The organism is Pseudomonas hormoni, assembly GCF_018502625.1.
GTDB lineage: Bacteria > Pseudomonadota > Gammaproteobacteria > Pseudomonadales > Pseudomonadaceae > Aquipseudomonas > Aquipseudomonas hormoni.
In genome coordinates this window covers 4,728,567-4,751,736 of sequence record NZ_CP075566.1, presented here as the reverse complement: position 1 = coordinate 4,751,736, position 23,170 = coordinate 4,728,567, and the positions used below count along the sequence as shown (strand labels likewise).

Sequence of the window (23,170 nt, the reverse complement as noted above, 5' to 3'; positions counted from 1 at the left end):
GAGTGCGTTGGAGTATGGCACGCGAATCCGGTTCCGAAGCCACCCTGCGTTACAGGATTTATCTGAAAGTTTCTTTGAGTTTCAGAGTTGCAGGATCAGGGTTTTCAGCGGTGGCTGTTGATCCAGGGACGGGAAATCGCCGCCCGGTTTCATCACCGTCCACTCGCGCACCGGTCGCCCGGCTTTCTCGGCGCAACGCAATACCTGTTCGCGCCAGTCGTCCATGCTGACTTTTGCCAGGTTGTTGCAGCAAATCAGCACGCCATTGTCGGCGGTTGTCAGCAGCGCGGGTTTGAGCAGGCTCTGGTAGTCGCGCAGCAGGTCGACGGTGCCGAAAGCGCTCTTGGCCCAGGCCGGTGGGTCCAGCAACACCAGGTCGTATTGACGTTGTTCCAGGCGTTGATAGCTCGGCAATTTCTGCCCGCGGCGCTGGCTGATGGGCAGACCGGCGAGCTGGCGAATGGCCGGGAAGTAATCGGACTGGATGAACTGCATGGTCGGCAACTGCGGATTGAGCAGACCGTTTTCGCGGCCAACCGCCAGATTGCCCTCGGCGAAATCCAGGTTGCACACTTCGCTTGCGCCACCGGCCGCAGCGCTCAGGCCGACGCCGCAGGTGTAGGCAAACAGGTTCAGCACGCTTTTGTGCTGGCTGTGTTCCTTGACCCAGCCGCGGGTGTTGCGCAGGTCGAGGAACAGCAACGGGTCCTGACCGGCGTGGCGGCCACGGACCCGATAGTTCAGGCCCCATTCGTGGCCGACCAGGTCTTGCAGGGCGGCTTCATCGGCGCGGTAAACGGTGTCTTCGCGGTCGATGCGCGAGTTGCCCCGGGAGCGGTCGTTGTAGACCAGCAGAGTCTCGAAGCCCAGGTGTTGATTGATCGCTTCGTGCAGTTGCAGCAGGGCATCGCGCTCCAGTGCCTGGTGAAAGCTCTGCACCAACAGTTGCGGGCCGTAGCGGTCGATGGTCAGGCCGCCAGCACCTTCCTGGCTGCCATGGAACAGGCGATAGCAATCGGTGCCTTGCTGATGCAGTTCGGCAAGCAGGTCCTGGCGATGATCGAGGGCGGCGCGCAGCGCCTGATTCAAGGAAGACATGCTGGGCGCCTTGCAGGAGGGAGGGAATTTGGCGCGGGAGTTTAACAGCTTGAGCGACGGAGAACCTGTAGGAGCGAGGCTTGCCCGCGAAGAATGCCGCGCGGTCTGGCGGATACACCGCGCTATCGTTCTTCGCGGGCAAGCCTCGCTCCTACAAATATGGATCAGGTCAACAATCCCATCCGCCGCTTCGCCCGATGCACCGAGCCATTACGCACGGCCCATCGCAGCATCGGTGCACTGCGGTTGACGCTGGCGCGGATCAGCGTGCGTTGCAGCGGAGTCTGGCGGACGCCCAGCATGTCACTCGCCCAATCCGGCAGCAGGTCGATGCCGGCCTGCATCATCAACCCGCCGAACGGCTTGGCCAGACGGCTGGGGGCCGGGGCGTTCAACAGCAGTCGCAACACCTCGCGACTGCGATCGTCGCACAGCAGTTGTGGACGTATGCGCTCAAGGTAATCGGCTATTTCCTGTCGCGAACGGGGCACACCACGAGCACCGAGTCGTTCGGCGATTAAGGCGATTTCATTGTAGTAACGGTCCTGATCGGCCGCAGACAGGTGCGGATTGCGGTAACGCAAATGCGCCGCGAGAAAATTGCTGACCTCGGCTACGTGCACCCAGGTCAGCAGATCGGGATTACTCGCGGCGTAAGGCCGACCATCCGGCGCGGTGCCGGTCACTTGCAGGTGGATGGTGCGCACTTTCTCGATCAGCCAGTCCGCATCCTGGCGCGAGCCGAACGTGGTGCCGGAAATGAACTGCCCGGTGCGGCGCAGGCGACCGAGCATGTCCTCGCGAAAATTCGAATGGTCCCAGACCCCGGCCAGCGCCAATGGGTGCAGGGCTTGCAGCATCAGCGCGCTGATACCGCCGATGAGCATGCTGCTGAAGTCGCCGTGAACCTGCCAACTCACCGAGTCGGGACCGAACAGGCCAGGATCGCCCTTGGGGTTTTCCAGGTCGAGCTTGCCGAGGGACAGACCGGTGAGGCTCATGACCTGGGTTTCGATGCGGCTGCGGATGAATTCCATGGCGACTCAGTGGTGAAAATGAAACGCGGCAAACTCTGTATTGCTCCCTTTTGGGAGCGAGACCGGCTTGCCGGCGATGGACGTTAACGATAACGCGTATTTCCCGAATAAACGCGGTGCGCTTGAGTTCATCGCGAGCAAGCTCGCTCCTACAAAGGGTGGTGCGTTATTGATTCAGGCGTTTATCGACCAGATCCTGAACCACGCTTGGATCGGCCAGGGTCGACGTGTCGCCCAGACTGTCGAGCTCGTTGCAGGCGATCTTGCGCAGAATCCGCCGCATGATCTTGCCCGAACGGGTCTTCGGCAAGGCCGGTGCCCACTGGATCAGGTCCGGTTTGGCGAAGCTGCCGATTTCCTTGCTGACGTGGGCCAGCAGTTCTTTCTTCAGTTCATCGTTGGGCTCGGTGCCGTTCATGGGCGTGACGAAGGCATAGATGCCCTGGCCTTTGACGTCGTGAGGGTAACCGACCACGGCGGCCTCGGCGATGCTGTCGTGCAGCACCAGCGCGCTTTCCACTTCGGCGGTGCCGATGCGGTGGCCGGAAACGTTGATCACGTCGTCGATGCGCCCGGTGATCCAGTAATCGCCGTCCTCGTCACGCCGGGCGCCGTCGCCGGTGAAGTAGTAACCGGGATAGGGTTTGAAGTAGGTATCGACCATCCGTTGCGGGTCGCCATAGACGCTGCGGATCTGCGCCGGCCAGCTGGATTTGATCGCCAGCACGCCGCTGCCGGCGCCTTTGATTTCCTTGCCCACTTCGTCGAGCAGCACCGGTTGCACGCCGAACATCGGTTGCGTGGCGCAGCCGGGTTTGATCCGCTGCGCGCTGACCAGCGGGCTGAGCATGATGCCGCCGGTTTCGGTCTGCCACCAGGTATCGACGATCGGGCAACGCTGTTCGCCGACGGCATTGAAGTACCAGTCCCACGCTTCCGGGTTGATCGGCTCACCGACGCTGCCGAGTAATCTGAGGCTCGCCCGGGACGTTTCCTTCAACGGTTCGAGGCCTTCACGCATCAGCGAACGCAGGGCGGTGGGGGCGGTGTAGAAGATGTTCACGTGGTGTTTGTCGATGACCTGCCAGAAGCGTGAGCTGCTCGGGTAACTCGGCACGCCTTCGAAGATCAGCGTGGTCGCACCGTTGGCCAGCGGCCCATAGACGATGTAACTGTGGCCGGTGACCCAGCCGACATCGGCGGTGCACCAGAAGACTTCGTTGTCGCGGTAGTCGAGCACGTACTTGAAGGTCATCGCCGCTTGCAGCAGGTAACCGCCGGTGGTGTGCAGCACGCCTTTGGGTTTGCCCGTGCTGCCGGAGGTGTAGAGGATGAACAGTGGGTCTTCGGCGTCCATCGGCTCGGGCGGGCAATCGTCGCTGACGTCGCGCAGGGCCTGGTGATACCAGAGGTCGCGGCCTTCGACCCAGTTCACTTCACCCTGAGTGCGCTCGACCACGATCACGGTGCTGACGTTCGGGCAACTTTGCAGCGCCTTGTCGACCTTCTCTTTGAGCGGCACGAATTTACCGCCGCGCACGCCTTCATCGGCGGTGATCACGGTGCGGCAATCGGCGTCGAGAATCCGGTCACGCACAGAATCGGGGGAGAACCCGCCAAACACCACCGAATGCACCGCGCCGATTCGCGTGCAGGCGAGCATGGCGTAGGCGGCTTCGGGGATCATCGGCATGTAGATGCACACGCGGTCGCCTTTCTTCACACCACGGCTTTTGAGCACGTTGGCCAGGCGGCAGACGCTGTGATGCAGTTTTTTGTAGGTGATCTGGGCGGACTCCGCAGGGTCGTCGCCTTCCCAGATGATTGCGATCTGATCGCCACGTTTTTCCAGGTGACGGTCGATGCAGTTGTAACTGACGTTCAGCTTGCCGCCGGCAAACCAGCTGGCTTCACCGGTTTTCAGGTTATAGCGCTGGACGGTATCCCACGGTTTGCTCCAGTCGAGAAAGCGTGAAGCCTGCTCGGCCCAGAATTCAGTGGGATGTTCGATGGACTGGCGGTACAGACGCTTGTAGTCGTCTTGACTGAGTTGTGCAGCCCGGCGGACGGCATCGGCTTTGGGGAACGTGCTGATATCGAACATGACGGTTCCTTATTCTTGTTTTGGTAAACAAGTAATAAAGATGCGCCGACCCGAGAACAAACACCACCCTGTAGGAGCGAAGCTTGCTCGCGAAGAAGGCGACTCGGTGTATCAGGGACACCGAGTTATCGTTCTTCGCGAGCAAGCTTCGCTCCTACAGGGATGGGAGTTACCCGCGGTGACGACCGCGGAAGTAATTGATCAGCCCTTGGGTGGACGCATCGTCAGCCGGGGTTTCTTCGCTGCCGACCAGGCGATTGTAGACGCCTTTGCCCAGCTCTTTGCCCAGCTCCACGCCCCACTGGTCGAAGGCGTTGATGCCCCAGACCACGCTTTGCACGAAGACTTTGTGTTCGTACATCGCCACCAGTGCGCCGAGACGACGCGGGCTGATGCGTTCGACTACCAACGTGTTGCTCGGACGGTTGCCCGGGATCACCTTGTGCGGCGCGAGTTTCTGCACGTCCGCTTCGGCCATGCCCTTGTCCCGCAACTCGGCTTCGGCCTCGGCGCGGGTCTTGCCGAGCATCAGTGCCTGGCTTTGCGACAGGCAGTTGGCGTACAGCCACTGGTGGTGATCGGAGACCGGGTTGAAGCTGACGATCGGCACGATGAAATCGGCCGGAATCAGTTGGGTCCCTTGGTGCAGCAACTGGTGATACGCGTGCTGACCGTTGCAACCCACGCCGCCCCAGATCACCGGGCCAGTGTCGGTAGACACCGGCGTGCCGTCCTGACGCACGCTCTTGCCGTTGGATTCCATGTCCAGCTGTTGCAAATGCTTGGTGATGTTACGCAGGTAATGGTCGTACGGCAGGATCGCGTGGCTCTGCGCGCCCCAGAAGTTGCCGTACCAGACACCGAGCAACGCCAGCAGCACCGGCATGTTCTGTTCGAACGGCGCGCTCTGGAAATGCTGGTCCATGGTGTAGGCACCGGACAGCAGCTCCTTGAAGTTGGACATGCCGATGGCCAGGGCAATCGGCAAACCGATGGCCGACCACAGCGAGTAACGACCGCCGACCCAGTCCCACATCGGGAAGATGTTTTCTTCGCGGATACCGAACGCCACGGCCGCCGCGTTGTTGCTGGAGACGGCGATGAAGTGACGATACAGCTCGGCTTCCGAACCGCCCTGAGCCAGGTACCAGGCGCGAGCGGCCTGGGCATTCTTCAGGGTTTCGAGGGTGTTGAAGGACTTCGACGAAACGATGAACAGCGTGGTCTCGGCGCGCAGCTTCATGGTCAGTTCATGGAGCTCAGTGCCGTCGATGTTCGCCAGGTAATGGCAGCGCACGCCTTTCTGGGCGTAGGACAGCAGCGCTTCGGAGACCAGCTCGGGGCCGAGGAACGAGCCACCGATGCCGATGTTCACCACGTCGGTGATCGGCTTCTCGGTGTAACCGCGCCACATACCGTCGTGGATGCGGCCCACGAGGTCAGTGATCTTGTTCAACACCTTGTGTACTTCGGGCATCACGTTGACGCCATTGACCGACAACTTGTCGCCCACTGGACGGCGCAGCGCGGTGTGCAGGGCCGGGCGACCTTCGGAAGAGTTGACGATCTCGCCGTCGAACAGCGCTTTGATCGCGCCCTGAAGGTCGACTTCGTTGGCCAGGCCTACCAGCAGGTCGCGGGTCTCGGCGTTGATCAGGTTCTTCGAGTAGTCGAGAAACAGGCCGCAGCTGCTGAGGGTGAATTGAGTAAAGCGCTGCGGATCGGCATTGAAGGCTTCGCGCATGCTGAAATCCTGCATGGCTTGGCGGTGGTCATTCAGCGCTTGCCAGGCGGGCAGAGCGGTCACGTCGTGAGGAGTGCGGTAGTACGCCATCGCTGCGGGTTTCCTTTTTACTTGAACGGCCTTTTGAACACTAAAAATCCCGGAGCGCTGTGGGTGGGCGTCCGGTCAACTGCGTCGACACGATTTCATGGCACAGGGCGAATACAGTAAACCTCGCGCTGCGATCTGTCTTGACTTTGTCTGACCCGTTCCCGGTACTTTTTTATACATCAGGCAGGGAACGGTCCGACAAACGGAAGAGGAGGTTCGGTCAGGCAACCTGAACTGGAATAGCATTGCTGGTGTGGCTCAACTCGTTACCCGGCGCCATGTAGAGCATGCGCGGCTTGAAGTTGAGCAGCTCGGCTTCGCTGTAGTGAGCGTAAGCGCAGATGATCACACGGTCGCCGACCTTGGCCTTGTGCGCCGCGGCGCCGTTGACCGAAATCATCCGCGAGCCGGCTTCGCCACTAATCGCGTAGGTGGTGAAGCGTTCGCCGTTGTCGACGTTGTAGATCTGTATCTGTTCGTATTCACGGATGCCGGACAAGTCCAGCCATTCGCCATCGATGGCGCAGGAACCTTCGTAATCGAGAACTGCGTGGGTGACTTCGGCGCGATGCAGCTTGGCCTTGAGCATGATGGCGTGCATGAGTGTTTCCCCAGGTCGGAATCGAACGGCGGGCAGTTTGCCCGAAGGCTTAAAGGGCGGCAATAAGGGGGCGAGGCAACGCAGGACCCTGTAGGAGCCGAGCTTGCTCGCGAAAGCGGTGGATCAGTCGACATCAATGCTGAATGACACACCGCTTTCGCGAGCAAGCTCGGCTCCTCAGGGTTTTGTGATGTTCAGGCGGGTGCGTCGAGGTTCAGGTGCAGGTTATCGATCAACCGCGTGGTGCCGAGGAACGCCGCCACCAGAATCACCAGGTCCCGATCTTCCGCGGTCGCCGGGCGCAACGTCAGCGCATGGCGGATTTCCAGGTAGTCGGTACGCAGGCCCGCGGCTTCAAGTTGCTGCTGTTGTGCCGTGATCAGCGCCGGGTAATCGCGATCACCTTGTTTAATGGCTTCGGCAATCGACGACAGCGTCCGGTACACCACTGGCGCAACCGCTCGCTGTTCTTCATTGAGGAATCCATTGCGCGACGACAGTGCCAGCCCATCAGCTGCGCGGACCGTCGGCTCGCCGATGATCTGGATCGGCATATTCAGGTCATGCACCAGCGCGCGAATCACGGCCAGTTGCTGGAAGTCTTTCTGGCCAAAGATCGCCAGATCCGGCTGGACCATGTTGAACAGTTTGCTGACCACCGTCGCCACACCTTCGAAATGCCCCGGACGGCTGGCACCGCACAGGCCTTCGGACAGTTGCGGCACGCTGACGCGGGTCTGGCCAGCCATGCCGTCGGGGTACATCTCTTCAACGGTCGGCGCGAACAGCAAGTGGCAACCGGCCTGGAACAGTTGTTCCTGGTCTGCCGCGAGGGTACGGGGGTACTTGTCGAGGTCTTCGCCGGCACCGAATTGCAGCGGGTTGACGAAAATGCTCGCGACCACGAAATCCGCCCGTTGGCTGGCTTTGGTAATCAGTGCGATGTGACCGCTGTGCAGGTTGCCCATGGTCGGCACGAAGGCAATGCGCTTGCCTTCGCTACGGGCGCGGGCCACGGCGGCCCGCAGTTCGCGTACGGTTTTTACGGTGTTCATGCAGAGAATCCGTGTTCGATACCAGGGAAAGTGACTGCTTTGACTTCGGAGACATAAGCGCCAAGTGCCGCCTGAATGTTTTGTTGCCCGGCCATGAAGTTCTTCACGAATTTCGGCACCCGGCCAGTGATCGACAGACCGAGCATGTCGTGCAGCACCAGAACCTGGCCGTCGGTGCCACTGCCGGCGCCGATTCCGATCACCGGGATCTTCACGGCCTGGGTGATTTCTTCGGCCAGTTCGCTCGGCACGCACTCGAGCAACAGCATCGCCGCGCCAGCCTGTTCGAGGGAGATCGCGTCGGCACGCATCTGCCGCGCCTGGTTTTCATTGCGACCCTGGACTTTGTAACCGCCGAGGATATTCACCGACTGCGGCGTCAGCCCCATGTGCGCGCACACCGGGATGCCGCGCTCGGCCAGCAGACGGATCGAGTCCGCCAGCCACAGCGCGCCTTCGACCTTGACCATGTGCGCACCAGCCTGCATCAACAGGGCACTGTTGGTCATGGCTTGTTCGGGAGTGGCGTAGGCCATGAATGGCAAGTCGGCGAGGATCAACGCGTCGGTGTTACCGCGTTTGACGGACGCGACGTGATAAGCCATCTCGGCGGTGGTCACCGGCAGGGTGCTGTCGTGACCTTGGAGAACCATGCCGAGGGAGTCGCCCACCAGCAGAACTTCGACGCCGGCCTCATTGCAGGCGTGGGCGAAGGTCGCGTCATAGCAGGTCAGCATGGTGATTTTTTCACCTTTTTGCTTGAGACCTTGCAGAGTGGTCAGGGTGATGGCTGGCATGAAAAGTTCCTCATTCAGGCGCTGTGGAAACTACTGCGAGTAACGCGCGTGATTCTTCGTTAAATACAGGCGCACGGTCTGTTGTCGTGCTTTTAAGGCCTGGATTGCGCCCTTCAACGCCGCGTTGGCGGCAGCGGGACGCCTATAGTCGTGAGGAGAACTCGGGAAGTCAATTGCGTGTGTTACCGCGTTGTTACGCGTGAGGTGTTACCGGAGTAACTGATGCGATTCAGCAGCCACAGATCTTATGCCCGACACAAAACTAATGTGTGCGGGCTTGCTCGCGAATGCGGTGTGTCATTCAGCATTGATGCCGACTGATCCACCGCTATCGCGAGCAGGCTCGCTCCCACAGGGGATTTTTGTCAATTTTGGGGGAGGCGTTCCAGCCCGACGAACGGGCATTCTGCGAGTAAGTCCTTGAGGCTGCGCCCATCCGCCAAACGCAAATCCACCGGCGCCAGCTCGGCCAGCGGATACAGAACAAACGCGCGTTCCTGCATATGGTAGTGAGGCACCTTGAGGCGAGGTTCATCGATCAGTCGATCGCCGAACAGCAGAATATCGAGATCCAGCGTGCGCGGCCCCCAGCGTTCCTGGCGTTCGCGGCCCTGACCGTTCTCGATGGCTTGCAGCGCATCGAGCAGCGCCAGCGGGGCAAGCGTGCTGTCGAGGGCGGCGACCGCGTTGGTGTAGCGCGGTTGGCCGGGCAGCAGCGAGTCGCTTTGATAAAACGCCGAAACCCCGACCAGTTCGGTCTGCGGCAACTGCGCCAGCGCCTCGACGGCGCTGCGCAATTGTTCGGCGGGGTCAGCCAGGTTGCTGCCCATGCCGATGTAGATGCGTTCCATGTTTACTCGCCCGTGGTGCTCGGTGCGCCGGCCGCGCGTTTGCGCTTGGCACCGCCGCTGCGGCGACGCTTGCGTGGCGCACCGCTTGCGCCGTCGTCCTTGCCGCTGAGGTCGCGGATCATGTCGCGACGTTCGCTTTCGTTGGCGTCCTGATAATCCGTCCACCATTCGCCCAGGCCATCGGTCTGCTCGCCGGCGCTTTCGCGCAGCAGCAGGAAGTCGTAACCGGCGCGGAACCGCGGGTTGTCCAGCAACAGGTCGGCACGTTTACCGCTGCGACGTGGCAGACGTTCCTGCATGTCCCAGATTTCGCGGATCGGCATGGTGAAACGTTTTGGAATCGCGATCCGCTGGCACTGTTCGGCAATCAGCTCGTGCGCCGCTTCCTGCATCGCAGGGATCGGCGGCATGCCACGTTCCTGCAAGCGCAACACGCGAGCCGGCAGGGCAGGCCAGAGCAGGGCTGCAAACAGGAACGCCGGGGTCACCGGTTTGTTTTGCTTGATCCGCAGGTCGGTGTTGACCAGCGCTTCGCTGATCAGGGTGTGGGTGTACGTCGGGTTGTATTCCAGCGCCTCGGCACTGGCCGGGAACAGCGGATCGAACAGCTGCAGGTCGACCAGCATCTCGAAGGTGTCCGCGGCATGGCCGGAGAGGAACAGCTTGAGCACTTCTTCGAACAGGCGGGCCGACGGGATCTCGCGCAGCATCGGCGCCAGATCGCGGATCGGCAGGGCGCTGTGTTTTTCGATGCCGAAATTCAGCTTGGCGGCGAAACGCACGGCCCGCAGCATCCGTACCGGGTCTTCCTGGTAACGTTGCTTCGGATCGCCAATCAGGCGGATCAGGTGGTTGCGGATGTCGTGTACGCCGTTGGCGTAGTCGAGAATGCGCTCGCTGACCGGGTCGTAATACAGGGCGTTGATGGTGAAGTCGCGGCGTTGCGCGTCTTCTTCCAGCGTGCCATAGACGTTATCGCGCAGGATGCGCCCGCTCTCGTTGCGGGAAGACTGGTTACTGTCTTCCTCTTCGTCGTTTTGCGGGTGATTGGCGCGGAAGGTCGCGACTTCGATGATTTCGCGACCAAAGTGGATATGCACCAGTTTGAAGCGACGACCGATGATCCGCGCATTGCGGAATTCGGCGCGAACCTGTTCAGGCGTGGCGCTGGTGGCGACGTCGAAATCTTTTGGCGTGATGCCGAGCATCATGTCACGCACACAACCGCCGACCAGGTAAGCCTGGTAACCGGCGTTCTGCAGGCGTTCGACGATATTCACCGCGTAACGGCTGAATTGCGCCTTTTGCAGCGAATGTTGGCCGCTGTTAAGCACTTCAGGCGTGCTGCGGATGTGTTGCGTATGACGCTTGGGAGAACGGAATGACTGGAACAGCTTCTTCAGCATGGGATGCACTGTTTGAAGGAATGTTCGGCCATAACGAAGAATGACCGCATGATGGGCGGGGATTCTAGCATTTAGTCGGGGGATGGTGTAGGACACAGCAGATATGAGCTGTAAGCCGCACACTGTAGGAGCGAGCTTGCTCCGGGCGGCGTTCCGACGAAGGTCGTTAACGATAACGCGTCAAACCTGATGCACAGCGGTGTCCCTGCGTTTTTCGCGAGCGATCGAGCGTCGACCGGCTGCTCCTACAGGAAGCGGGGTTTCCAAATCGCAGAAACTACAAGGGGAGCCGAAGCTCCCCAAGAAGTAGTTGCATGTTCTATTTTTGTTATTGGTTTCGGGCTTCTTGTTTTTGTTGAGTGCCCGCGTCATGAAGTTTTCCTTCATGACCCTCCCAATCGGGAGCCAAGAGCAAACGGATTGCTTTGGTCGCTGTGCTGCAGTGATCTTGCGATCCAACCAGTTCAGGCTCTGTCTCAAGACAGTTTTTGTTGTTCTCGGCCTGGTCGTGGGGCAAGCCCCAAATACAACGCCTCTCCAAAAGAATCAGTTAGCTGCGCCTCTCGCCGTCTTGTTTTTATTGTGCGTGAGTCGATTCGTCTTATTTTTATTGTCTTGTGCATTGCTTGTTATTGTTGTTGTACCAAACATATAGCAGGGTGCGTGCCAACTTTTGCGAGGCCCGGCAAAACAAGGGGTTGCGCCACCTGATCAGGTTTTCCGAGGCCAAAAAAACCGGGGCTTCGTTACCGTAAGCCCCGGCTTCTGTTACGTGAAAAAGCTGGGGTAACAGTTTTTTCACAAAGTCATGTGTTACCCGTTCAGCTCTCGCTGGCCACCCCGGTCTTGCGCCGCGGGATACCCAGGCGCTGACGACGCTCCCACAGGCATTTGCGGCTGACCCCGAGTTTGCGTGCCAGCTCGGTTTCGGTCATGTGGTCCTGATGCTCGAGAACGAAGTGCTGGAAGTAGTCTTCCAGCGACAGGTCTTCGGTCGGCTCATGATTGTTGTTGCCGGCGCCGTTGCCCTGTTGCGGCGGCAGGCCAATGAACTCGTCGTCCTCCAGCCCGCTCAGCTCGATGTCGATGCCCAGCAGCTCGGCGGAAATCTCCGGGCTTTCGCACAGGATGACCGCGCGCTCGACTGCGTTTTCCAGCTCGCGCACGTTGCCCGGCCAGGAGTAATGACGAATCGCCTGCTCGGCGTCCGGGGCGAACTTCAGGTCGGTACGGTTGACCCGCGCGCTCTGCCGCGCCAGGAAGGCATTGGCGATTTCATTCACGTCGGCGCCACGCTCGCGCAGGGCCGGCAGTTTCAGGGCGATCACGTGGAGGCGGTAATACAAGTCTTCACGGAACTGACCGATCTTGGCCAGGCTCTTGAGGTCGCGGTGGGTCGCGGCGATCAAACGCACATCGACCTTCTGCGACTGCACCGAGCCCACCCGGCGAATTTCGCCTTCCTGCAACACGCGCAGCAAGCGAGCCTGGGCTTCCAGCGGCAGTTCGCCGATTTCATCGAGAAACAAGGTACCGCCGTCCGCCGCTTCTACCAGGCCGGCACGTCCGGCGCTGGCGCCGGTGAACGCGCCTTTTTCGTGGCCGAACAGTTCGGACTCGATCAGGCTTTCCGGAATGGCCGCGCAGTTCACCGAAATCATCGGTGCCTTGGCGCGTTTGGACAGGTTGTGCAGGGCGCGCGCCACCAGTTCTTTACCGGTGCCGGACTCGCCCTGAATCAGGACATTGGAATCGGTGGGCGCGACTTTGCGGATCTTGCTGTACAGATCCTGCATCGGCGGGCACGAGCCGATGATTCCGATTTCGCCGTTGCTGTTGTCGATACCCGGTTTCGCCGCACCATTGGCGGCTTTGCCGACGGCAGGTTCACCGCTGGCCTGCACCGATTGCCGGTCACGCAGGATGCGCGCGACGGCCTGGAGCATTTCATCGTGGTCGAAAGGCTTGGCGATGTAATCCACCGCGCCCATCTTCATTGAGTCGACCGCCGAACGCAGGCTGGCGTAGCTGGTCATGATCAGCACCGGAGTGCCCTGGCCGAGTTTGATCAACTCGGTGCCCGGCGCGCCAGGCAGGCGCAGGTCACTGACGATCAGGTCGAACGTGGGAATGGTGAAGCGTTCTTGTGCTTCCTGCACTGAACCGGCTTCGCTGACCTGGTACTGGTTACGTTCCAGCAGGCGGCGCAAGGCGGAGCGGATAATTGTTTCGTCTTCGACGATCAAAATGTGCGGCATTGATTCGATACTCTCGACGGTCTCAGTTCACAGCGGACGTCGCTTCGACATGACGCGGCAAGGTCACCCGGATACGGGTGCCGCGTTGGCTTTGAACATCAGCCGGGCTGTCGATGGTGATTTGTCCATAATGCTCTTCAACGATGGAATAGACCAGTGCAAGGCCCAGACCGGTGCCTTCGCCAGGATCCTTGGTGGTGAAGAAAGGTTCGAACAATCTATCCATGATGTTCTTCGGAATACCGCTGCCTTCGTCTTCCACGATCAGGTCGACCGTGTGTTCGCCGGCTTCGCTTTTGACCCGCACCGCGCTGCCGGGAGGCGAGGCGTCACGGGCGTTTGAGAGCAGATTGATCAGTACCTGGGCGAGTCGCTGCGGATCGCCTTCGACCCAGTGATCGGGGTCGCACAGGTTGTAGAACTGCACTTCGAAATTGCGTCGGTTCAGGGCCAGCAAACCGATGGCATCCTGGGCCACTTCGGCCAGACAGACGGGCTCGTCACTGTGCTGATGACTGCCGGCGTGGGCAAAACTCATCAGCGACTGAACGATGCGCGACACGCGTTTGGTCTGCTCCAGAATCTGTCCGCTGATTTCCTTCAGCTCGCCATCGTCTTCACGTTCTTCGCGCAGATTCTGCGCCAGACAGGCGATGCCGGTGATCGGGTTGCCGATTTCATGGGCCACGCCGGCGGCCAGGCGGCCGATACTGGCCAGGCGCTCGGAGTGCACCAGCTTGTCTTCGAGCATCTGGGTTTCAGTGAGGTCTTCGACCAGCAATACGAGGCCGCTGTTACCCGGCGCGAGCGGTTCATCGATCGCCGCTTTGTGCAGGTTCAGCCAGCGAGTCTGGCCATCAAGCGCCAGATGTTGCTTGTGCAAGTGTTCGTCCGGCAGGTTGATGAAGCCTTGCAGCAGTTCTTTCCACGGATCGGCAATGGTGCTCAGTCGTGAGCCGACCACGCGCTGCGCGGCAATCCCGGTCAGCTCCTCCATGGCTTTGTTCCACATGAGGATTTCCTGATCCTTGGCCAGTGAGCAGACGCCCATCGGCAATTCCTGCAAGGTCTGGCGGTGATAACGGCGCAGGGCATCGAGTTCGGCGGCAAGGCCGGTGAGGCGCGAGTGGTAGTCCTCGAGGCGGCTTTCGATGAAGTGGATGTCCTCGGTGACGTAGTTTTCACCGCCGGCCTTATAAGGCAGGAAAGTCTCGACCATGTCCTGCGCGACGCTCGGCCCCATCAGGCCCGAGAGGTTGGCTTCGATCCGGTCGCGCAAGCGGCGCAAGGCATAAGGCCGGCGCTCGTCGAACGGCAGATAGAGATCGCGCAGCGCTTGTTCGACTTCTTTCTGCGCAGCCTTGGCGCCCAAAGGTTTGGCCAGTTGCGTGGCGAACTCCTGGGGCGAGGCAGCGTGCAGTTCACGGCGTTGCGGGCGACGCACGTTGTCCACGGCGCAGGCTTCGGCAGCGCTGGCCTCTTCGGGGCTGGCATTGGTGAACAGCGAGATCAGGGTGAACATCAGCACGTTGGCGGCCAGCGAGGCGATCGCGGCCATGTGCCAACTGGTGTCGTCCAGCACGTAGATCATGTTCAGCAGCGGGATGTAGAAGCCTTGCAGGTTGCCGACCAGCGGCAGCAGCATGGTCACCAGCCACACCAGAATCCCCGCCAGCAAACCGGCGATGAAGCCGCGACGGTTGGCGGTCGGCCAATAAAGGACAGACAGCACGCCCGGCAGGAACTGCAAGGTCGCCACAAACGCGACGATGCCGAGGTTGGCCAAATCCTGCTCAGCGCCCAGCAACAGGTAGAAACCGTAGCCAGCCATGATGATTGCGACGATCAGCGCCCGACGCGTCCACTTCAGCCAGCGGTAGATGTTGCCTTCTGCCGGTGGCTGATAAAGCGGCAGCACCAGGTGGTTCAGCGCCATCCCGGACAGTGCGAGGGTGGTGACGATGATCAGCCCGCTCGCTGCCGATAGCCCGCCGACATACGCCAACAGCGCCAAGGCCTTGCTGTTGGCGGCGATACCGATGCCCAGCGTGAAATATTCAGGATTGGTGGTGGCGCCGAGTTTCAGCCCGGCCCAGAGAATGAGCGGCACGGCCAGGCTCATCAGCAGCAGGAACAACGGCAAGCCCCAGCTCGCACTGACCAGCGAGCGCGGGTTGAGGTTTTCGGTAAACGTCATGTGGTACATGTGCGGCATCACGATCGCCGAGGCGAAGAACACCAGCAGCAGCGTGCGCCACGGGCCTTCCTGCAGAGGCGTGTGCAAAGCGGCGAGGGCGGTCTGGTTTTGCAGCAGCCACAGTTCCAGCTGTTGCGGGCCGTCGAACACGCCATACAACGCATATAGGCCAACGCCGCCAATCGCGATCAGCTTGATCACCGACTCAAAGGCAATCGCGAACACCAGCCCTTCGTGTTTCTCGCGGGTGGCGATATGGCGCGAGCCAAAGAAAATCGTGAACAGCGTAATCAGCGCGCAAAAGCTCAGGGCGACACGATGCTGCACCGGTTCGCGGGTGAGGATGCCAATGGAGTCGGCGACCGCTTGAATCTGCAGCGCCAGCAATGGCAGCACGCCGATCAGCATGAAGATAGTGGTCAGTGCGCCGGCCCAGGTGCTGCGGAAACGGAACGCGAACAGGTCGGCCAGCGACGACAGTTGATACGTGCGGGTGATCTTCAGGATCGGATACAGCAACACCGGCGCCAGCAGAAATGCACCGGAAACGCCTAGATAGCTGGAGAGAAAACCGTAGCCGTACTGATAGGCCAGGCCCACGGTGCCGTAAAACGCCCAGGCACTGGCGTAAACACCCAACGACAGGGTGTACGTCAGCGGGTGGCGAATGATCGCCCGGGGGATCATGCCCCGTTCGCTGATCCAGGCCACGCCGAACAGCACCGCCAGGTACGCGGCGCTGATCAGGATCATCTGGGTCAGGCTAAAGCTCATCGGCATCTTTTTGGCTCTGCAGGATGAAGGTCACAACGATCAGAATCAGCCAGAGCAGATAAGGGCGATACCAGGCGCCAGTGGCGTCGATCCACCAATCCATGATGGCCGGGGAGAACAGATAAATCCCCACTACCAGGAGCAGGACCAAGCGATAGATGTACATCCCGGCCTCTCTTTTTTATGCGCGTGCCCGAAAACGTGCGGCGATGGTAACGGATGGGCGCGTCACTGCAAGTGTGATCACTGTAGTTGCGCTTCGGGCAAGGTGAGTGTGCGCGGGATCTTCAGTGCATCCCAGTGGACGATTCCCCAGTTCAGCACTTCACGCGGGGTGGCATACGCCAGTTCGGCGCCCGGATTCTGCCCGAGCGCGCGCAATGCACGCAGTAATAAAGGCGTGGCCTGATCTTCGGTCAGCGGCGGCGAACGGTAGGACTTGCCGAGCTTGTTGCCGTCAGGCTGGGTAATCAGCGGGATGTGCAGATAGCGCGGTTGCGAGAAACCCAGCAGTTCTTGCAGATAGAGCTGACGTGGCGTGGAGTCGAGCAGGTCTGCGCCCCGGACGATGTCGCTGATGCCTTGCCAGGCGTCATCGAGCACCACGGCCAGTTGATAGGCGTAGAGTCCGTCGCGGCGACGGATCACGAAATCACCGACATCCCGACCCAGATGCTGGCGGTATTCGCCTTGCACGCGGTCGATGAAGTGGTATTCGAGCTCGGGCACGCGCAGTCGAATCGCGGCGTCTTCGGTGCCATGGCCAGCATTGCGGCACAGGCCCGGGTAAATGCCGTGATAGGGCTCCAGCTGTTTTCGCGAACAGGTGCAGGCGTAGGCCAGGCCATGATTGGACAGGCGATTGAGCACTTCAGCGTAGGCGTCGTGCCGGTCGCTCTGTCGGACCAGTTCGCCGTCCCACTCGAAACCGTAGCTTTCCAGCGCCTTGAGAATGGCGGCTTGCGCGCCGGGTTCTTCCCGTGGCGGATCGAGGTCTTCCATGCGCATCAGCCAGCGACCACCCACCGCACGCGCGTCGAGGTACGAAGCCAGTGCTGCGACCAGCGAACCGAAATGCAAGTGGCCGCTTGGCGTGGGGGCGAAGCGTCCGATGTAGGCGGGGGAGGCGATGGTGGTCATAAGGCGATGTCAGGCTGTCCAATCGTTTTGAGCATGGCTTGAAGCCGCCTTCGCTCCTACAGGAGATTGCGCCAGCCTTTGTAGGAGCGAAGCTTGCTCGCGAAGGCAATTTCGAAGACGCAACAAATATCAGCAAATATCAGAAACAAAAACGGAGCGTTCGCACGCTCCGTTCTTCGTTCAAGTCGAGATTACTTGCCGACTTGCTTTTCCTTGATTTCCGCCAGGGTCTTGCAGTCAACGCACATGTCGGCGGTAGGGCGGGCTTCCAGTCGCTTGACGCCGATCTCGACGCCGCAGGACTCGCACCAGCCATATTCTTCGTCTTCGATCAATTGCAGCGTCTTGTCGATCTTCTTGATCAACTTGCGCTCACGGTCGCGGGCGCGCAATTCAAGGCTGAATTCTTCTTCCTGGCTGGCACGATCTGCCGGGTCAGGGAAGTTGGCCGCTTCGTCCTTCATGTGATCAACCGTGCGGTCGACTTCCTGCATCAAGTCCTGTTTCCACTTGTTCAGGATCTTGGTGAAGTGAGCGCGCATGGGTTTGCCCATGTACTCCTCGCCCTTTACTTCTTTGTAGGGTTCGAAGCCGCTGATCGACTGATTTTGCTGCTTTGCTTGGGTGGGCATGAAATGGACCGCCTCTACTCTTGTAATCCATCTGCGCAGGATTGCTCCATCACCGACACCTGCCGGCCCTGCGGCTGCAAGCGGGCGAACTTACCAGATCAAATCGGGCCGCGCTACTCCCGGATGTCGAGGTAGTGGCCCGAAGGGCTTGCAAATGATTGCAAAGCCTTGACTGGTGGTGCTGGAGACCTGATCAATTAATGATTTTAGTCAAACCTTGCGCACTCGCATGAGTCGTTTGTGGCCAGGGTCTTAACGCGTCTGACCGCTTTAGGTTCTCGCTCGTTCCTGCGCTTGGGTAGAATCGGTTTTTTTCCCTGTTGAAGGAAGGCTAATGGCTCAGTCCTACAGTGCCCGCAGTCGCGCGATCGAACCGTTCCATGTCATGGCGCTGCTGGCGCGGGCCAATGAACTGCAAGCCGCCGGCCACGATGTGATTCACCTGGAAATCGGCGAACCGGACTTCACCACCGCCGAGCCGATCATCCAGGCCGGGCAGGCCGCACTGACGGCGGGGAAGACCCGTTACACCGCCGCCCGTGGCATTCCCGAGCTGCGTGAAGCGATTTCAGGCTTCTATCAACAGCGTTACGGTTTGAACATCGACCCTCAGCGAATCCTCATCACGCCCGGCGGTTCCGGCGCGTTGCTGCTGGCCAGCGCCTTGCTGGTGGATCCGGGCAAACACTGGCTGCTGGCAGACCCGGGTTACCCGTGCAACCGGCATTTCCTGCGGTTGGTGGAAGGCGCGGCGCAGCTTGTTCCTGTAGGTCCGGACGTACGTTATCAACTGACACCGGACCTGATCGCCCGTCATTGGGATCACGACAGCGTCGGCGCGTTGGTGGCATCGCCGGCCAACCCGACCGGAACGATTCTGACCCGCGACGAGCTGGCGGGGCTGTCGACCGCGATCAAGGAACGCCACGGCCATCTGGTGGTGGACGAGATCTATCACGGCCTGACTTACGGCACCGACGCGGCCAGCGTGCTGGAAGTCGACGACAACGCCTTCGTGCTCAATAGTTTTTCGAAGTATTTTGGCATGACCGGCTGGCGGCTTGGCTGGCTGGTGGCGCCCGAAGCGGCGGTCGGTGAGCTGGAAAAGCTTGCGCAGAACCTTTACATCAGTGCCCCAAGCATGGCCCAGCACGCAGCGCTGGCCTGTTTCGAACCCGCGACCATCGCCATCCTGGAAGAGCGTCGCGCCGAATTCGGCCGCCGCCGTGATTTCCTCTTGCCCGCCTTGCGGGAGTTGGGTTTCGGTATCGCCGTCGAGCCGGAAGGGGCGTTCTATTTGTACGCCGATATCAGCAAGTTCGGTGGCGATGCCTTCGCATTCTGCCGGCACTTTCTCGAAACCGAGCATGTGGCGATCACGCCGGGGCTCGACTTCGGGCGTTATCAGGCCGGCCATCACGTTCGGTTTGCCTACACCCAAAGTCTCCCGCGCCTGCAGGAAGCGGTCGAGCGCATCGCTCGCGGCTTGAAGAGCTGGCAAGGCTGATGCGTTTTCATCCTCCCCTCGAAGAAGGTCGTCTGATTCGGCGGTACAAGCGTTTTCTCGCCGATATCGAAACCGTTCGCGGCGAGTTGTTGACCATTCACTGCCCGAACACTGGCTCGATGCTCAATTGCCAGGTCGAGGGCGGGCAGGTGTGGTTCAGTCGTTCCAATGATCCCAAGCGCAAGTTGCCGGGCACCTGGGAAGTTGGCGAAACCCCTCAGGGTCGGCTGTTTTGCGTGAACACCGGCCGAGCCAACGGTTTGATCGAAGAGGCGCTCAGGGCTGGCGTCATCAGCGAACTCAACGGTTTCACCGAGCTGAAGCGTGAAGTGGCCTACGGTCAGGAAAGCAGTCGCATCGACTTTCGCCTCGATTACCCGAGCGGGCCGGCGTATGTGGAAGTCAAAAGCGTCACGCTGGGGTTCGATGGCTCGTCAGTCGCGGCGTTTCCCGATGCAGTCACCCAGCGTGGCGCCAAGCATTTACGGGAGTTGGCCCATTTGGCTCGGGACGGAATTCGCGCGGTGCAGTTGTATTGCGTGAACCTCACCGGCATCGATGCCGTGCGTCCTGCAGACGAAATCGATTCGGCCTACGCGGCCGCTTTGCGAGAAGCAGTGGCGTGCGGGGTCGAGGTGTTGGCATACGGCGTGCGCTTGACCCATGAAGAAATGGTGGTCGATCGGCGTCTGGAGGTGGTGCTCGGCGGTTAAAGATTGATCCAGATCCCTTGGTCGTCTTCGCGGCTTTCAACGGTGGTCAGGGATTGCCCGGCGCACGGGCCGGCGACGCACTCGCCGTCTTCGATCAAGAACAATGCGCCATGAGTGGCGCACTGGATCAGGCTGTTGCTGGGGTCAAGAAACTGGTCGGGTGTCCATTCCAGCCCGACGCCACGGTGCGGGCAGCGGTTGATGTAAACGTAGACCTGACCGGCCCGGCGCACGGCAAAGAGCTTCTGGCCGTCGAGGTCGAAACCGCGGCTGCTGGAATCGGCCAGCTCAGAGCCTGTGCAAAGAAACTTCATGTCTATCCTCAACTCCGCCGGCTCGTGACCGGATATGTCCGAGCTTGACGTTCAAATGCAAACAATTATCAAATGGCCGCCTTGCCCGTCGGGTGCAGGTGCCGGACGCCGAGGATACTTGGCCTGTCACTTCAATGCCTGGGAAAACCTTAAAAGGAAGCTGTTTATGCGCCTGAGTACCCGCGTTGCCGCGTTGTGTGTCGGACTCCTTGTCAGCCATCACGCCGCGGCGGCCGAGTTGCCACAACGCTGGGTCAGCGCCGGCGGGGCCTTGTCAGAGTGGGTCAGTGCGCTGGGCGGCGAATCAAAACTGGTGGGGGTCGATACCACCAGTCAGCATCCGGAAGCCCTCAAGGCGTTACCCAGCATCGGCTATCAGCGGCAGTTGTCCGCAGAAGGCGTCCTGAGCTTACGCCCGCAAATCCTGGTCGGCACCGAAGAAATGGGCCCGCCGGCGGTGCTGTCGCAGATTCGTACGGCGGGCGTGCAAGTCGAACTGTTCTCGGCCCGGCCGGATCTGCCGACGCTGCAAGGGAACTTGCAGCAGTTGGGCAAGTTGCTCGGCGCAGAAGACAAGGCTGCGCAATTGTTCGAGGCTTATCAGCAGCAACTCGATCAACAAAAAATCCGCGTCACCCAGGCACAACTGGCGCAAACATCACCTGGTGTACTGGTGCTGCTCGGTCACGCGGGCGGCAAGCCGCTGATCGCCGGCAAGGACACCGCCGCCGATTGGTTGATCCAGAAGGCCGGCGGGCACAATCTGGCGACGCACACCGGTTACAAACCTTTTTCCAACGAGTCCTTGATCAGCCTGGACCCTGAAGTGCTGGTGTTTGCCGACCGTGCACTGACCGGCGAGGCGGCGCGCGTGGCGCTGTTCAAGGAAAACCCGATTCTGTCCTCGACCCGCGCCGCCAAGGACGGGCGCGTCATGGAGCTTGATCCGACGCTGCTGGTGGGTGGGCTTGGCCCGCGATTGCCGCAGGCGTTGAAAAAAATCAGTGACGGCTTCTATCCGGGCACGGCTGCCCAATGACCGTTCTGGTAAAACCCCGAACGCTGTTCATTGGCCTGAGCCTTCTGTGTTTGCTGGCGATCTGGCTGTCATTGGCGCTGGGGCCGGTGAGCCTGCCGTTGCTCGATACCTTGCGTGCGACGTTGCGCATGATCGGCTTGCCTATAGCGCATGACGGACTGGAGCAGGCCGAACTGATCCTCGGGCAAATTCGCCTGCCGCGTACCTTGCTGGGGTTGGCGGTGGGCGGTGTACTGGCGCTCTCGGGCGTAGCGATGCAGGGGTTGTTTCGCAACCCGCTGGCCGATCCGGGCCTGGTAGGTGTTTCCAGTGGCGCGGCATTAGGCGCGGCGATTGCGATTGTCGGCGGTTCCGTATTTGGCGGTTTGCCGGAATCCTTCGGGCCTTATCTGTTATCGCTGTGCGCGTTTCTGGGTGGCCTTGGCGTGACCGCGCTGGTGTATCGACTGGGCCGGCGTAACGGGCAAACCAATGTCGCGACCATGCTCCTGGCGGGTATCGCATTGACGGCGCTGGCAGGCTCGGCAGTGGGACTGTTCACCTATCTGGCGGACGACGCGACCCTGCGCACGCTGACCTTCTGGAACCTGGGCAGTCTCAATGGCGCCAGCTATTCGCGACTCTGGCCGTTGCTGCTGATCAGTGTCGGCGTTGCGTTGTGGTTGCCGCGCCGGGCCAAGGCCCTGAATGCCTTGCTGCTGGGAGAGTCTGAGGCCGGTCACCTGGGTATCGATGTCGAAAGGCTCAAGCGCGAGTTGGTGTTTTGCACGGCGCTGGGTGTTGGCGCGGCAGTGGCTGCGGCGGGGATGATCGGATTTGTCGGGTTGGTGGTGCCGCATCTGGTGCGTCTGCTGGCTGGTCCCGATCATCGGGTGTTGTTGCCGGCCTCGGTGCTGGCGGGCGCCAGTCTCCTGTTGTTCGCCGATCTGGTGGCACGACTGGCGCTGGCACCCGCCGAACTGCCGATCGGAATCGTCACCGCGTTCATCGGCGCACCGTTCTTCCTCTATTTACTGCTCCGAGGGCGTGCCTGATGTTGCGAACGCAAAATCTGCAAATCCTCCGGGGCCGCAAGATCGTCCTGACGGACATCACGCTTGAGCTCAATCCGGGGGAAGTCCTCGGCGTACTGGGGCCTAACGGTGCCGGCAAAAGTACGTTGCTGGGTGCCTTGTGTGGTGAGTTGCCGGCGAATCATGGCAGCGTGTGGCTCGATGAGCGCGAGTTGAGTGACTGGACCGGTGCACAGCGAGCCCAGCGTCTGGCGGTATTGCCGCAAGCCTCGACCCTGGACTTCGCCTTTCGCGTCGAGGAAGTCGTCGGTATGGGTCGTTTACCGCATCAGAGCGGCCGGGTCCGGGACGATGAAATCGTCGCCGCCGCGTTGCAGGCCGCCGATGCCGGGCATCTGAGCGGTCGCAGCTATCTGGCGTTGTCCGGCGGCGAACGACAGCGGGTGCATCTGGCGCGGGTGCTGGCGCAACTCTGGCCGGGCGAAGTGGGGCAAACGCTGCTGCTCGATGAGCCGACTTCGATGCTCGATCCGCTGCACCAGCACACCACCTTGCAAGCGGTGCGCGAGTTTGCCGATCGCGGCGGGTCCGTGTTGGTGATCCTGCATGATCTGAACCTGGCGGCGCGTTATTGTGATCGCCTGTTACTGCTCGAAGGCGGGCGCCCGGTGGCGCTCGACACTCCCGAGCAGGTGTTGCGCCCTGAGCCGCTCAAGGCAGTATTCGGGCTGGAAGTGCTGGTGCAACAGCACCCGGAGCGCGGGCATCCGCTGATCATCGCCCGCTAGGTTTTTGATAGG

General features: G+C 60.8%; 20 protein-coding genes. 5 read left to right on the top strand and 15 right to left on the bottom strand.

Going from position 1 to position 23,170, the window contains the following annotated elements; translation table 11 throughout:
- Positions 1-81 precede the first annotated feature (81 nt).
- The 14 genes from KJF94_RS22105 to dksA form a co-directional block, all read right to left on the bottom strand.
- Positions 82-1,098 (bottom strand): class I SAM-dependent rRNA methyltransferase, encoded by a 1,017-nt coding sequence (locus KJF94_RS22105; protein ID WP_214378779.1) that lies wholly within the window; start codon positions 1,096-1,098, stop codon positions 82-84.
- 164 nt (positions 1,099-1,262) lie between these two features.
- On the bottom strand, positions 1,263-2,135 hold the full coding sequence (locus tag KJF94_RS22100; RefSeq protein WP_214378777.1) for an oxygenase MpaB family protein: 873 nt from the start codon (positions 2,133-2,135) through the stop codon (positions 1,263-1,265).
- Between the two features lie 166 nt (positions 2,136-2,301).
- A complete protein-coding gene (gene acs / locus KJF94_RS22095; RefSeq protein WP_214378774.1) occupies positions 2,302-4,239 on the bottom strand; it encodes an acetate--CoA ligase in 1,938 nt (645 codons plus the stop codon).
- Between the two features lie 169 nt (positions 4,240-4,408).
- On the bottom strand, positions 4,409-6,073 hold the full coding sequence (gene pgi, locus KJF94_RS22090; RefSeq protein WP_214378772.1) for a glucose-6-phosphate isomerase: 1,665 nt from the start codon (positions 6,071-6,073) through the stop codon (positions 4,409-4,411).
- Positions 6,074-6,293: 220 nt separating this feature from the next.
- On the bottom strand, positions 6,294-6,674 hold the full coding sequence (panD, locus tag KJF94_RS22085; RefSeq protein WP_214378770.1) for an aspartate 1-decarboxylase: 381 nt from the start codon (positions 6,672-6,674) through the stop codon (positions 6,294-6,296).
- Positions 6,675-6,868: 194 nt separating this feature from the next.
- A complete protein-coding gene (gene panC / locus KJF94_RS22080; RefSeq protein ID WP_214378768.1) occupies positions 6,869-7,729 on the bottom strand; it encodes a pantoate--beta-alanine ligase in 861 nt (286 codons plus the stop codon).
- The gene (gene panB / locus KJF94_RS22075) at positions 7,726-8,526 is read right to left on the bottom strand and encodes a 3-methyl-2-oxobutanoate hydroxymethyltransferase (RefSeq protein WP_214378767.1); all 801 of its coding nucleotides are present in this window, start codon (positions 8,524-8,526) and stop codon (positions 7,726-7,728) included. Before panB ends, panC begins: the two co-directional genes overlap by 4 nt.
- 365 nt (positions 8,527-8,891) lie before the next feature.
- Positions 8,892-9,377, bottom strand: coding sequence for a 2-amino-4-hydroxy-6-hydroxymethyldihydropteridine diphosphokinase (gene folK / locus KJF94_RS22070; RefSeq protein ID WP_214378766.1), 486 nt, complete (start codon positions 9,375-9,377; stop codon positions 8,892-8,894).
- Between the two features lie 2 nt (positions 9,378-9,379).
- Positions 9,380-10,783, bottom strand: a complete 1,404-nt coding sequence (locus KJF94_RS22065) for a polynucleotide adenylyltransferase PcnB (protein WP_214378764.1) — start codon at positions 10,781-10,783, stop codon at positions 9,380-9,382.
- Between the two features lie 821 nt (positions 10,784-11,604).
- Entirely contained in the window at positions 11,605-13,041 is a 1,437-nt protein-coding gene (locus tag KJF94_RS22060) for a sigma-54-dependent transcriptional regulator (protein WP_084323055.1), read from the bottom strand.
- Between the two features lie 22 nt (positions 13,042-13,063).
- Entirely contained in the window at positions 13,064-16,018 is a 2,955-nt protein-coding gene (locus KJF94_RS22055) for a sensor histidine kinase (protein WP_031319123.1), read from the bottom strand.
- Entirely contained in the window at positions 16,002-16,178 is a 177-nt protein-coding gene (locus tag KJF94_RS22050; protein WP_003176118.1) for a hypothetical protein, read from the bottom strand. Before KJF94_RS22050 ends, KJF94_RS22055 begins: the two co-directional genes overlap by 17 nt.
- Before the next feature lie 77 nt (positions 16,179-16,255).
- Complete coding sequence (gluQRS, locus tag KJF94_RS22045; RefSeq protein ID WP_214378762.1) at positions 16,256-17,152, bottom strand: tRNA glutamyl-Q(34) synthetase GluQRS; 897 nt, start codon at positions 17,150-17,152, stop codon at positions 16,256-16,258.
- A gap of 191 nt (positions 17,153-17,343) precedes the next feature.
- Positions 17,344-17,784 (bottom strand): RNA polymerase-binding protein DksA, encoded by a 441-nt coding sequence (gene dksA, locus KJF94_RS22040; protein ID WP_007902025.1) that lies wholly within the window; start codon positions 17,782-17,784, stop codon positions 17,344-17,346.
- A gap of 334 nt (positions 17,785-18,118) precedes the next feature.
- Here dksA and KJF94_RS22035 point away from each other — a divergent pair, with 334 nt between their 5' ends.
- Positions 18,119-19,291, top strand: coding sequence for a pyridoxal phosphate-dependent aminotransferase (locus KJF94_RS22035; RefSeq protein WP_214378760.1), 1,173 nt, complete (start codon positions 18,119-18,121; stop codon positions 19,289-19,291).
- The gene (gene sfsA / locus KJF94_RS22030; protein ID WP_214378758.1) at positions 19,291-20,004 is read left to right on the top strand and encodes a DNA/RNA nuclease SfsA; all 714 of its coding nucleotides are present in this window, start codon (positions 19,291-19,293) and stop codon (positions 20,002-20,004) included. Before KJF94_RS22035 ends, sfsA begins: the two co-directional genes overlap by 1 nt.
- Here sfsA and KJF94_RS22025 read toward each other — a convergent pair.
- A complete protein-coding gene (locus tag KJF94_RS22025; RefSeq protein WP_214378756.1) occupies positions 20,001-20,318 on the bottom strand; it encodes a Rieske (2Fe-2S) protein in 318 nt (105 codons plus the stop codon). The genes sfsA and KJF94_RS22025 overlap by 4 nt on opposite strands.
- 166 nt (positions 20,319-20,484) lie before the next feature.
- Here KJF94_RS22025 and KJF94_RS22020 point away from each other — a divergent pair, with 166 nt between their 5' ends.
- The 3 genes from KJF94_RS22020 to KJF94_RS22010 are packed head-to-tail and all read left to right on the top strand — an operon-like array spanning position 20,485 to position 23,158.
- Positions 20,485-21,357, top strand: coding sequence for a heme/hemin ABC transporter substrate-binding protein (locus KJF94_RS22020; RefSeq protein WP_214378754.1), 873 nt, complete (start codon positions 20,485-20,487; stop codon positions 21,355-21,357).
- Positions 21,358-21,407: 50 nt separating this feature from the next.
- Positions 21,408-22,391: a FecCD family ABC transporter permease gene (locus tag KJF94_RS22015; RefSeq protein ID WP_214384931.1), complete on the top strand. Its 984-nt coding sequence runs from the start codon at positions 21,408-21,410 to the stop codon at positions 22,389-22,391.
- Positions 22,391-23,158: a heme ABC transporter ATP-binding protein gene (locus KJF94_RS22010; RefSeq protein WP_214378752.1), complete on the top strand. Its 768-nt coding sequence runs from the start codon at positions 22,391-22,393 to the stop codon at positions 23,156-23,158. The genes KJF94_RS22015 and KJF94_RS22010 overlap by 1 nt, the downstream gene beginning before the upstream one ends.
- Positions 23,159-23,170: the final 12 nt, after the last annotated feature.